The sequence below is a fragment of the Flavobacterium ovatum genome (genome assembly GCF_040703125.1).
Lineage (GTDB): Bacteria > Bacteroidota > Bacteroidia > Flavobacteriales > Flavobacteriaceae > Flavobacterium > Flavobacterium ovatum.
The window spans coordinates 3,128,247-3,141,529 of the sequence record NZ_CP160035.1 but is presented as its reverse complement, the minus strand read 5'-3'; the positions used below and the strand labels follow the sequence as shown (position 1 = coordinate 3,141,529).

Sequence of the window (13,283 nt, the reverse complement as noted above, 5' to 3'; positions counted from 1 at the left end):
TTTATTATGAATCCTAATTTGCTAATGAATCCATAAGAAATTTGCTGCTTTACAGTACTGCTCAGAGAAAACATAAAGATCCACTGAGTTTTTTATACTAAATAAGATATATGGTTTTTTGTGTATCTTCCAGAAATAGCCCTCATCAACAGTTCCAATATTTCATAGTTTCTCGATTGCTCTACAATTTTTATGCCCAATAGATTATGTACAAACAGGAGGTTTTTTTCCTTTTGGCGCTCATTATTTTCATTCGTATAAATAAATTAAATTTCTCATAATTAAATCTCATATTTAATTATGTAATATTTTATGCAAATTGTATAAGGCGGATCCTGTGTTTTTTTTAAATCTTTGTAAAAGAAAAATAACGTAAAAAAATAGGATTATGAATATACAATATTCAAGGGTGGGAAGAATCTATCCAAAGATAAGAAGTACTGTATTAGATACAAAAGGCACTAGAGATCAAAAAACATTTTCTATTACTGAAGAAAACAAAAGAATTGAAACTTCAGCAAACTCAAAAGTAAGGTAGGATATTAATCAAATAAGTAACAAAAGAGAATAATTAATTAAAACATGAAATTATGAAAAATATAAAAAAGACAGTTTTAGCTTTATTTTTATTAAGTGGGATGATGGCAAGTGCGCAAGATACTGCTTATACAAATATGCTAAAAGTAGGTGTTAATGGAGGTATTTCAGTACCTTCAGAAAATGCTTCATCAAATTTAGGTTTAGATTTAGGGTATCAACATTTAGTTACACCAGGTTTTGGCCTAGGTATAGTAACGGGATACAATCAATTTTTTGGAAAAGACAATGGTGGGATTAAAAACAATGATTTTGCAGTAGTGCCATTAGCGGCTCTTTTTAGATATTATCCACAAACGAGCGGTTTTTATCTAGGTGCTGATTTAGGTTATGGATTTATTACTGGTGATAAATATGTAGCTTCAAATTCTCCAGTAGAAAGACCTTCAGGTGGTTTGTATTTTAAACCAGAAGTAGGATATCATAATATCAATTGGAATTTCGCTTTACAATACACAAAAGTATTTACAGGTAATGAAGGTAACATAGGTTCTCAAGATTATTCAGTAGGTGCTTTAGGTCTTGGAATAGGCTATAATTTACCATTAGGAAAATAAATTGAATTCAATCATTTTATGATTATTTATTCAATAAAAAAAAACTAAAATTTTAAAAGTATTTGATGTAAAACTTTTTTACAATCATATTCACTTTTTAAATTTTAGTTTTTTTGTTTATTACAGTTAAAAAAAGCAATTTAATTTAAAACTTCAATTAAATTAATTCCCTTAGGCTAGCAAAAAGTTCCTGCTAGTATTAGTGGAGAATTCACCTAAACACCTCAATTTTATATAACTACGATTACAGCTGTCTGCTTTGTTTTTTGGTCTTTAATTGATTAAATATTACATTATTTATTAAAATACTTCTGTATTAATGTAAGTAATTCTATTTTGTTAATGGGTTTTGAAATATAATCAGTACAACCTGCTACTATTGATTTTTCTCTATCGTCAGCTAGTCCAAAAGCTGATTGTGCTATTATGATTACGTCTTTGTTAAATTGTCTGATTTGCTGCGTTGCTACATATCCATTCAATTCAGGCATTTGTATATCCATTAATATTAAATCAATGTCAGGATTATTACGGCAAATAGCTACAGCTTCAATACCATTACTTGCTTCTAGTAATACTTTACTATTTCCTTTTACTATTTTGGATATCAACATTCTCGATATTTTATCGTCCTCTGCAACTAATATTTTAAGACTAGAAAGGCTAGTACTAGCCTCGTAAGTTAATTTTTCAGACCAATTATCTCTATCAGGAACGATTTTTTCAACTGGTTCAGTTTGATACGGAAGAGTAAAATAGAATATTGAACCTTTTCCTTCTTCACTTTCAACCCATATTTTCCCTCCAAGTATTTCCACATAGGCTTTTGAAATTGACAACCCCAAACCTGTTCCCTGACGTGCCATTTTATCTGATATATCGGCTTGAATAAAACGCTCAAATATGGCTACCTGTCTATTTTTAGGTATACCAATGCCCATGTCCTTCACGTAAAATTCCAGTTCAGCAGACCCGTTTTCTGTTTTTAAAGTATAGCCCAATTCTATTGTTCCTTCATCGGTAAATTTAATTGCATTTTTAACAAGGTTGGTAAGTATTGAATAAATTTTTTCACTGTCGGATTTTATAAAGGCCTCTTTTTCAGATAAAGTTTTTTTAATTAAAAAATGTAATCCTTTTTCTTTAATTTGAGGGTTAAAGAAAGTATGGATGAATTCGATTTGCTTGTTAATATTTGATTCCAGTATATTAACTTCCATTAGTCCAGCTTCGATTTTTGAAATGTCCACTATATCATTAATAACATTGAGCATGCGAGCACCACTTTCCTCTATGATTGATATATATACTTGTTGCATTTCACCTGTTAGACCAGGTTCTTTCAATAATTCAGCAAACCCTAGAATGCCATTCATTGGAGTGCGTATCTCGTGGCTCATATTGGCTAGAAAAGCAGATTTTAATAGGTCTGATTCTTCGGCTTTTTCTTTTGCCTTCAATAATTCTATTTCTGTTTCTTTGATGTTCTGTATATCTGTACAGGTCCCAAACCACTTGATGATATTTCCTTTTTTATCGAAAATAGGTACCGCCCGAACTAACCACCAAAAATAGGCACCGTCCTTTTGACGCAGACGACATTCAAGCGAATATCCAGCATTGTTTATAACCGCATTTTGCCAAGCATTCCATGCGTGTTCTTGGTCTTCAGGATGGAAAGGTTTAATCCACCCTTCGCCGTAACTTTCTTCCAATGTTAGACCTGTGTATTCCACCCATTGTTGGTTAAAGTAAATGTTCATCCCATCAGGAAGAGTAATCCATACAATTTGAGGCATTGACTCTGCTAACAAGTGAAACTCATCTTTAATTTTAATCAATGCTTCTTCCGATTGCTTTCGTTTGGTGATATCAATTCCTGAGCTAAGTAACTCCTTAATCTGGCCCTCTTCGTCTTTGATGAGAGAGTTATTCCAGTAAACTAATCTTCGCTTACCTGATTTTGTAATAACTTCATTTTCGTAATACTCTACTAATTCCATCTTACCTTTCATAATTTTGGAATAGTCTTGCTTTTCCTCCTTGTTAATTTCTGAAGGAATACAGGTTTCAAACCAGTTTTTACCTTTCAAATCTTCACTTCTATCATACTCTAGGATTTCCAAACACTTCTGATTTACTAAAAGGATATTCCCTTTTTGATCCAGAGATACAAAAGCACTTCCGGCCATGTCCAGATAAAGTTCCGCCTTTTCTTTCGATACAATTAATTCAGCAGCACGCTTTACCTTTTCTTCACTTTGAAATTGAAGTTCATTATTGGCAATGATTAATTCAGCTGCACGTTTTTCTTTTTGTTTATTTTGATAAGCAAGTTCCTTATTGGCAACCACTAATTCAGCAGCACGATTTTCTTTTTGTTTATTTTGAAAAGCAAGTTCTTTATTAGCAACCACTAATTCAGCAGCACGATTTTCTTTTTGTTTATTTTGAAAAGCAAGTTCTTTATTAGCAACCACTAATTCAGCAGCACGATTTTCTTTTTGTTTATTTTGAAAAGCAAGTTCCTTATTGGCAACCACTAATTCAGCAGCACGTTTTTCTTTTTGTTTGTTTTGATAAGCAAGTTCCTTATTCGCAACCACTAATTCAGCTGCACGTTTTTCTTTTTCTCCATTTTGAAAGAGAAGTTCTTTGTTGGCAACAATTAATTCAGCTGCACGTTTTTCTTTTTCTACATTTTGAAAGAGAAGTTCTTTGTTAGCAACAATTAATTCAGCTGCACGTTTTTCTTTTTCTTCATTTTGAAAAGCAAGTTCTTTGTTGGCAATGATTAATTCAGCAGCACGATTTTCTTTTTGTTTATTTTGAAAAGCAAGTTCTTTGTTGGCAACAATTAATTCAGCTGCACGTTTTTCTTTTTGTTTGTGTTGAAAATCAAGTTCCTTATTGGCAACCACTAATTCAGCTGCACGATTTTCTTTTTCTTCATTTTGAAAGAGGAGTTCTTTGTTGGCAATGATTAATTCAGCAGCACGTTTTTCTTTTTCTTCATTTTGAAAAGCAAGTTCTTTGTTAGCAATAACTAATTCAGCAGCACGTTTTTCTTTTTCTCCATTTTGAAAGAGAAGTTCTTTGTTAGCAATGATTAATTCAGCTGCACGTTTTTCTTTTTCTTTATTTTGAATAGAAAGTTTTTCATTTGCAATGACTAACCCTGCTGCAAGTTTTTCTATTTGACCCCATAAGGAATTTTTTTCTTGAAGTAATTTATTTAACTTGGTTCTGAGTTCGTCATTGGTTTTATCCTCAATGTCCATAATAATATTGTTTTAAAGGATGAAATCGTATACGTTGCTGTTCTCTTAGTATTAGCTATACCGTTTGGCGGCTACATGATTTATATGCGGTAGAAACCGAGTATTTTCTGTTGAACAAAAATACGAATTAAAACGGTAATTCCACCAAAGCTTTATATATTGATTAACTGCGTTATGCGGAACATTTTTAAAGATTCATTTTGAGTAGGACTGGATTCTCTTTTCTTTGCTTAGGATGATTTTTTTTGAAGTTTGTTGTATTCCGTAACTTCATATTGTAAGTTATGTGAATTTTTGCTATACTACACAATTTAATAACAGTTTCGTTATTAAATTGTGTAGTATAAATTTCTTAAATTCTTCACCTTTTATCTGTGAATTTACAATTTGAGTATTAGAGACCCTTTCCAAAGAAAATTCGTTTGCTTTTAAGAAAGGAGAAATAATTACCAATAATAAAAGTCTTAATTGCAGGGAATGTGTTCCTAAGAACTTTCTGTGCCTGTAAAGGTTGACAATGAGTAAAATGAGAGTTTCTTAAAAATATAAAAAACACAAAAGTGTTAGCGGTACTTTATTTGGTTTAGATTATGGTACAATGTTGTGGACATGGATTGTAAATCGCCACTATCAGGTTTTGTATTTTATAAATTTAGATAAGTGTACAAGCTAAAGGCCACCATAATTAGACCAAAAACCACTATGTTTATTATAAAAACAATAGAACTTTTAAAAAACGAAAGGAAAAATTTATCGCCGTAGAAAAGTCGGTGTGCTGGAAAAAAATAATAGAGCATATATAAATATCCTAATGTTTTTAAACTAAATTGAATCCAACCCAAAAGGGGTGATATATTTGCCAAATATTCTAACTTATTTAAACCAAAAATGAGTAATGACATTAAAAGTAAAAATGAAAAATAATGAAGTGTAAAAATACCATGGTCAAAATAAAACCACCTTTTTTTATCATGAAAAAGCCATAAAATAAATGCAAAAACAGGCATGTATAAAAACAAAATCTTTTGAAAATTAATATTAAAAGATTTTGAGAAATCATTAATATTTGCGTCTTCTGTATGCTCTTTGCTTATAGTTTGCCATTTGTTTAGAAGCCAGTTTTCAGATCTGTTTTCCTCTAATGTATTAGAACTTGTTGTTTTAAAAGAATCTAGTTTGTCAATTTTTTTAAACCCCAAATTTACAATTCCTTCTGTATTAATTTTATCAGTGCCACTAAGTATTTTTTTTATGGTATCATTATTATCTTGACTAATCACACCAATTTTTGTGAGTCCTTCAATACTTTTATCTTTAATATGTAACGAATCAATAGTTATAACATTGGTCTTCTCTTCTTTTTTTTCATTAGGAGGCGTAGCTTCCACACCAATTTCATTTGAAAATAATGATAAAGTAAGAAAGGTTATAAAGCTGATGAAAATATAAAGACGAAAAGGATTTAAATAGTGTAACCGTTTACCATTAATATACGCTATAGATAATGACGCTGGTTTTAAAAGTAAATAAAAGATGCTTTTCCAAAATGTATTATCATAATGAGTTAAATCTTCTAGAAAATGTTTAAATATATGATGAAAACTTACTCGAGTTTCAATGTTTTCTTGTCCACAATTAGGACAAAAACGTTCTTCAACCAAATGATTACAATTTTGGCAGGTTTTATTTAAGCGTACTGATTCTTTTGCCACAGGTGTAAATTGGAATGGATTATTTTTTGTAAAGATATTGTTTTAAACTGACCTAATGGCGAATTAAATGATGTTAAATAGTATTGTGAGTTTAGGGGTAAGTAGGCTTAAGTTGTTGGTTTTAAGTAGTGTAAATACTTATCTTAATGATGTTGTGCGTGAGGGATTGAAGCAGGCTACCGAAGTAGCGCGTAAAGCCCGACGGAAGTAGAGAAAGGGGCTTTATAAAGACAAAGTGAAATAAGCCCATTTTTCTACTGGTGGCACGCCCAAATGAACGGGCTAAAAAAGAAGTAAATACGCTTATTTTTGGATTAAATTAACAACTGAGCGTCGGGCAAACTGAACATTTTTGAGTACTTTTGTTGCACTTTTAAAATTTATAATATTCCTCAAATAATGGATAAAAAAATAGTTTCTTTCTTGTTTTCGACCCGACTGATGGCGGTGCTTTTTTTGACTTTTGCAATTGCTATGGCTACGGGAACTTTTATTGAAAGCAAGTACAATACGGATACAGCTCGAATTTTAGTATATAATGCTTGGTGGTTTGAGGGAATTATGGTGTTCTTTATGATTAATTTCGCCGGAAATATCAAGCGCTACCAATTGTGGAAAAAAGAGAAATGGGCGACTTTGATGCTGCATTTGGCTTTTGTATTTATCCTGATGGGGGCTTTTGTGACACGTTACATTAGTTTTGAAGGGGTGATGCCAATACGGGAAGGCGCTGCCGAAAACCAGTTTTACTCGGACAAAACTTTTTTGACTGTTTTTGTAGATGGGGAATACAAGGGGGAAATGAAACGTAGGGTTTTTGACAAACCAGTGTTGCTTTCGCCTGCTACTAACAATGACTTTGCGCTTACGGGGAAATTTGATGAAACACCTTTTGCGGTAGAATACCAAGATTTTATCATGAATGCCACTGAGTATATCAAGGAAGATAAAAACGGTATTTTGTATATGAAGATTGTCGAAGCCGGTGATGGTGGGCGTCATGAACATTTCTTGAAAGAGGGCGAGGTGCAGAATATTCACAACGTTTTATTCTCGTTGAACAAGCAGACCGATGGTGCTATCAACATCAATACTACAGGTACGGCCTTTACGATTCAGACTCCGTTTGAAGGTGATTTTATGCGAATGGCAGATAAATTGCAAGGAAAAGTGACCAAAGATAATGTGCAGCCGTTAATGATGCGCTCGTTATACAGCATAGGCGAAATGCGTTTTGTATTGCCAGATATGCCTGTAAAAGGTGTGATTGCTTATGAGTCAAAAAAAGATTACAAAGCCAAAGGTGGCGACAATGCGCTGATTGTAAAAGTAATTGCCGAAGGGCAAGAGAAAATGGTAACGCTTACTGGCTCAAAAGGGAAAGTAGGGGAGTCCAAAACGGTAAAAATTGGTAACAAGGATTACAGTATTTTTTACGGTAGTAAGGCGTATGAATTGCCGTTTAAAATAAAACTAAACGATTTTATTGCTAAGAAATATCCGGGTACGGAGAAGAGTTATTCGTCTTTTGAAAGTTTGGTAACGGTACAAGATACGGAAACTTTTGATGCTCATATTTTTATGAATAACATTTTGGATTATAGAGGCTACCGCTTTTTTCAATCGTCATTTGACCCTGACGAAAAAGGGACCGTATTGTCTGTAAACCACGACTTTTGGGGAACGAATATTACTTATTTTGGGTATTTTATGTTGTTCTTTGCTATGATGGCAATTATGTTTACCAAACATTCTCGTTTTGCTGATATCAAACGCAAACTGGAAGTGGTGAAAGAGAAAAAAGCAAAATTAATTACGATTCTTGTATTGGTATTGAGTTTTAATGGCTTTGCACAAACGCATGATCATGACCACGAGGATGGGCACGACCATGATCATGCACAAGAGCAAACACAAAGCTCGAGCAGTGCTCATGTACAAAGAAGACCAACGGAAAAAGAATTGGATTCGTTGATTACGAGGTTCAAAGTATCTCCTGAACATGCGGCTAAATTTGGTCGTTTGGTCGTGCAAGATGCCGGTGGAAGAATGAAACCAATTAATACTTTTGCATCGGAGTTGTTGCGAAAAGTTAGTCATGCAAATGATTATAAGGGATTGAATTCTGATCAAGTATTTTTGTCAATGTCGCAATATGCTAAACTATGGATAGAAGTACCTATTATTTATATAAAATCAGGAAATGATAGTATTCGAAAAATAATTGGAATTGATGCAAAAGCAAAATATGCACCTTTTATTGCCTTTTTTGATGAAAAAGGGAATTACAAATTATCGCCTTATCTAGATGATGCTTATAAAACGGCAAACCCAAATCAGTTCCAAAAGGATTTTGTAGAAACAGATAAAAAAGTGAACTTGATGGAATCGGCTTTGAGTGGTTCTATTATGAAAATTTTCCCAATACCTAGTGATGCCAACAATAAATGGATTTCGTATTTGGAGACAGAACACGCAGGATTAAAGGGGATGGATTCTACTTATACAAAGAGTATTTTGCCTTTGTATTTTGGTTCTTTAAACAATGCTTCAATATCTAGCGACTATAAAAATGCCGATGAATTATTGGAAAGCTTACATGGTTTTCAACGTAAATTTGGAACTAAAGTAATGCCGTCTGAAGATAAAGTAACTGCTGAGATTTTATATAACAAATACGATGTGTTTCAAAACCTTTCTTATTGGTATATCTACGCATCTATTTTAATGTTGTTTTTTACTATCATACAAATTTTCAAAGAGCGTAAGATTTTGAATATAGCGGTGAACACGATGCACGTTATTATAGGTTTGTTGTTTGGATTACACACTTTGGGATTGATCGCACGTTGGTACATTTCAGGACATGCGCCTTGGAGTAATGCGTACGAATCGATTATTTATATTGCCTGGGCAACGATGTTCTTTGGTTTGGCTTTTGATATTAAATCAAAATTAACCGTAGCTTCATCTGCTTTTGTTTCTGCAATGATTTTGATGGCAGCTTACATGAACTGGATTGACCCAGAAATTGCCAATTTACAGCCGGTATTGAATTCGTATTGGTTGATGATTCACGTAGCAGTGATTGTGGCGAGTTACGGGCCGTTTGCCTTAGGAATGATTTTAGGTTTTGTTTCGTTATTGCTAATCTTTTTTACCAACGAAAAGAACAAAACCAAAATGGATTTGAATATTCAAGAGATTACCTATATAAATGAGTTGGCCTTGACAATTGGATTGATAATGTTAACCATAGGAAACTTCCTTGGAGGACAATGGGCCAATGAAAGCTGGGGACGCTACTGGGGATGGGATCCAAAGGAAACTTGGGCTTTAATTAGTATTATGGTGTATGCCTTTGTGATTCACGCTCGATTTGTTCCGTCACTAAGAGGGAAATGGATCTTTAACCTGATGAGTATGTTTGCTTTTGTTTCCATTTTGTTTACGTATTATGGGGTGAACTTTCACTTGGTAGGATTACACTCTTACGCAAGTGGTGAAGCCAAATCACTAGATTGGATTTACTATATGTTAGGCGGGATTTCGGTAATTGGAGCGATTACTTATCCAAAATATAGAAAGTATTATAAGAAATAGTTGTTGTAATAATAACCAAAATGAGCCAATAGGAATTTGATTTCTATTGGCTTTTTTATTTTATAAAATGACAGATTAGAAGATCATCAATAAGAGGGGTGTCGCCTTTGGTAGAACTAGACAAAAATTCTTTTTTTTTTGTTGTCTAGTTGGGATTGCTGATATTTAAGAGGTTACATACTCTTAAAGACTACAAAAATATGTTAAAAAATCTAGTCAGTTGCTTTTGTAGGTGTTGTTTTTCCGTTTTTAGTTATCAAATTTTTAAAAATTTAGCTCATATGTTACAGTATTTTAACCATCTGTTTGATTTGTGTTATGACATATTCAATACTTTCGTTATTTAACTTTTAATTAACCATGTATGCGATTAGGATTATTTTTTAAATGGAAACTCAAGAGCAAATTATTAGCAATTTTACTGATAATTAGCGTAGGAGGGGTACAAGCACAAAACGCTGTGAATGTAACTGGAGTAGTAAAGGGTGATGGGGACGTACTGCCAGGGGCAGGTATTCTTATCAAAGGGACCAAGGTAGGTACTGTTACTGATCTTGATGGTAATTATAAAATCAAGGCTAAAGAAACTGATGTCCTAGTGTTTTCATATATTGGTTTTGTAAGTCAAGAATTCAAGGTCAATAAATTAGTTTTGAATGTTACTTTAAAAGCAATAGCATCGTCTCTAGACGAAGTTGTAGTGGTAGGTTATGGAACACAAAAGAAAAAGGAAGTAACAGGATCTGTGGCGCAACTTAAAGGAGAAAACTTAATTCAAAACTCCACTTCAGATTTAGGGCAAGCCTTGCAAGGTCAAATTTCGGGGGTGAACGTAATCGCTAGCTCTGGAGAACCTGGTTCAGAATCAAATATTTCGATTCGTGGACTTTCTTCTATTCTTGGGTACAATGGGCCATTGTATGTAGTAGATGGTATCCCTCAAGATGGTAATCCTAACATTAGTAATAATGAAATCGAAACTATTGATGTATTAAAAGATGCTGCCTCGTCTGCAATCTATGGTACTCGTGGTGCCGGTGGAGTTATCTTGATTACCACCAAAAAAGGGAAAGAAGGTAAAATGAAAATTAAATTGGATAGTTATTATGGTGTACAAGACATCTACTCTGAAATGCCTAAAGCAAATTTTGAAGAAGATATCTATATCCGTTTTAATAGGTTACAAACTCTTAATGGTACTTTTTACAATAATTCGTTTACCACTTTTGAGAATAACAAATCACAATTTACCAACAATACCGATTTGTCAAATAGACTTTTAGTGCAAAATGCTCCAATTCAAAACCACTCTTTATCTGTTTCTGGTGGAGGACAAGGTGCTACGTATAGCGTAGTGGGGACTTATTTCAATCAAGAAGGTTCTGTAATTAATTCAGGATATGATCGATTTAATATACGTGCAAATTCCCAGTTAAAAAGTGGAAAATGGACTGTTACAACTGGTTTTGGAGCAAGAATTGAAAATAAACAGTATCTATCGGGTGACATGTTGACAAGGATTTACAACTATTTCCCTTATCAACCAGATGTAGATCCTGCAAAACCAGTTATTGATGAAGTTTCTGCAAACGGAACCAATAATGATGCTGTGGGAACATCTATTCTTAATGCACTTATCAAAAGAGAAGATAATAACAAAGGGAACAACTTTACAGGAAACTTAACTATTGATTTTGATCTAACAAAAAATTTAAAATTCACTTCTAGATCAGGTATTGGTTATACTAATAACAATAGAATAAGAATTAATCCATCCTTTAAGGCATATGATCTTACGGGTGCTGCAATTCCATCCCAAATTAGAACTTCCGTTTATAATTATGATAGTGCTGCAAGTAACTATTCGATTGAGAATATTGTTAGCTACAAAAAATCTTTTGGTGATCATAATATAAATTTATTGGGGGTTTATTCAGCAGAACAATATAAATTCACTGCGTTTTCTGTTGAAAAGTATGATATTTTTGAGAATAACAATACGACACTTAACGGTACACTTGCAGATGAAGCTATCGCAGTTTCTGGGCCTGATAGAGTAAATACACTTACAGGTACGTTAGCTAGATTTCAATACAATTATAAAGGAAAATATTTATTGAGTTTGAGTGCAAGAAGAGATGGTTCTTCTCGATTTTCTGCGGATAATAGATTCGAAATATTCCCATCGATCTCTATGGGTTGGAATGTTTCAGACGAGGATTTCTGGAAACCTTATAAAGGAGTTGCCAATAGCTTTAAACTTAGGCTGAGTCATGGTACAACCGGAAATCAAGGTTTACCAGATTATAGTTATTCCAATACCATTGCACTTAAGCAAGACTATGTATTTGGAAATGGTTCAAGTCAAACCTTATTCAGTGGCGCTTCACAAACAGATTTTGCTAATTTGAATGTAAAATGGGAAACTTCTGTCCAAACTAATTTTGGGTATGACCTTTCTTTTCTAAAAAGCAGATTGACGCTTACTGCTGATTTATATAAAACAACAAAGAAAAACTTATTGGTAGGAAGTCTTTTGCCTAATTCGGCAGGTACTATATCCAATGGTAATAATGGAACATTTATTCAAAATATTGGAGACATGGAGAATTTAGGAGTTGAATATGCTGTAAATTATAAATCGGCAAATAAAGGGAAATTCAATTGGAATTCTGCAATGACTTTTTCTCAGAATAAGAATCAAATCACAAGATTAAACGGAAATACTAAAATATCCTATTTAGCTTTTAGTACCGTTGTGACTGGGGTTCCAAATGAAGATGTCGTTTCAGCATTAGCTTTGGGACATGAAGCAGGTTCGTTTTATCTTTTAAAAACAGATGGCGTTATTAATGACCCAATTGAATTATCCGAATATAATGCACAATTTCCAACATTGGGAGCAAAACTAGGTGATCTAAAATTTGTCGATGCTTTGACTATTGATTCAAATGGTGATGGAATACTAGATAAAGGAGATGGTATTATTGATAACAATGATCGCCAATATGCAGGAAGCGGAACTCCTGATTTTGAAATGGGATGGAACCTTGGAGCCAATTATAAAAACTTTGATTTTTCTATGCAATGGTACGCTTCTTTTGGAGCCGAAGTAATTAATGGTAGTAAAGCGGCTGGTTACAAATACGGTTCTCACCGTGATCTAGTTTACGCTTGGACTCCACAAAATCCTGATTCAAACATACCTGCAGATAGAGGGAGAGATTACCTTAGCTACAGAGGATACACCGATTATTGGTTAGAGGATGGGACATTTGCAAGACTAAAAAATATTGCTATTGGATATTCAGTTCCCAAAAAAGCATTGTCTAAACTAACCATTTCAAAATTACGTTTCTATTTGGCAGCGCAAAACATCATTACCTTGACAAAGTACACTGGATTTGATCCTGAAGTTGGAAACAACGGACTAAGTACTAAAGGAATTGATCGTGGTAATTACCCTATTACTTCTCAATTAAGAGGAGGGGTTCAATTAGAATTTTAAGTAATACATCAAACAAAAGGTTAGT

6 protein-coding genes are annotated in these 13,283 nt (G+C 33.3%); 4 read left to right on the top strand and 2 right to left on the bottom strand.

Features of this window, described 5'->3' with window-relative positions; translation table 11 throughout:
• Positions 1–388 precede the first annotated feature (388 nt).
• Both ABZP37_RS13170 and ABZP37_RS13165 read left to right on the top strand, forming a co-directional pair.
• The gene (locus tag ABZP37_RS13170; RefSeq protein WP_366183590.1) at positions 389–538 is read left to right on the top strand and encodes a hypothetical protein; all 150 of its coding nucleotides are present in this window, start codon (positions 389–391) and stop codon (positions 536–538) included.
• A 52-nt stretch (positions 539–590) separates the two neighbouring features.
• Positions 591–1,154, top strand: coding sequence for a hypothetical protein (locus ABZP37_RS13165; protein ID WP_366183589.1), 564 nt, complete (start codon positions 591–593; stop codon positions 1,152–1,154).
• 293 nt (positions 1,155–1,447) lie between these two features.
• On the opposite strand, the gene ABZP37_RS13160 is transcribed toward ABZP37_RS13165, so the two are convergent.
• Positions 1,448–4,435, bottom strand: coding sequence for a PAS domain S-box protein (locus tag ABZP37_RS13160; RefSeq protein WP_366183588.1), 2,988 nt, complete (start codon positions 4,433–4,435; stop codon positions 1,448–1,450).
• Between the two features lie 644 nt (positions 4,436–5,079).
• Positions 5,080–6,147 carry a DUF3667 domain-containing protein gene (locus tag ABZP37_RS13155; protein WP_366183587.1) on the bottom strand — a complete coding sequence of 356 codons (1,068 nt, stop codon included), beginning with the start codon at positions 6,145–6,147 and terminating at the stop codon, positions 5,080–5,082.
• Positions 6,148–6,546: 399 nt separating this feature from the next.
• Here ABZP37_RS13155 and ccsA point away from each other — a divergent pair, with 399 nt between their 5' ends.
• Both ccsA and ABZP37_RS13145 read left to right on the top strand, forming a co-directional pair.
• Positions 6,547–9,750, top strand: coding sequence for a cytochrome c biogenesis protein CcsA (gene ccsA, locus ABZP37_RS13150; protein ID WP_366183586.1), 3,204 nt, complete (start codon positions 6,547–6,549; stop codon positions 9,748–9,750).
• 364 nt (positions 9,751–10,114) lie between these two features.
• Positions 10,115–13,258 (top strand): TonB-dependent receptor, encoded by a 3,144-nt coding sequence (locus ABZP37_RS13145; RefSeq protein WP_366183585.1) that lies wholly within the window; start codon positions 10,115–10,117, stop codon positions 13,256–13,258.
• Positions 13,259–13,283: the final 25 nt, after the last annotated feature.

Excerpts from the sequence above, each read along its gene's own strand:
- ABZP37_RS13170 (WP_366183590.1), top strand. The coding sequence starts at position 389 with ATGAATATACAATATTCAAGGGTGGGAAGAATCTATCCAAAGATAAGA.
- ABZP37_RS13160 (WP_366183588.1), bottom strand. The coding sequence starts at position 4,435 with ATGGACATTGAGGATAAAACCAATGACGAACTCAGAACCAAGTTAAAT.
- ccsA (WP_366183586.1), top strand. The coding sequence starts at position 6,547 with ATGGATAAAAAAATAGTTTCTTTCTTGTTTTCGACCCGACTGATGGCG.
- ABZP37_RS13145 (WP_366183585.1), top strand. The coding sequence starts at position 10,115 with ATGCGATTAGGATTATTTTTTAAATGGAAACTCAAGAGCAAATTATTA.
- ABZP37_RS13165 (WP_366183589.1), top strand. The coding sequence starts at position 591 with ATGAAAAATATAAAAAAGACAGTTTTAGCTTTATTTTTATTAAGTGGG.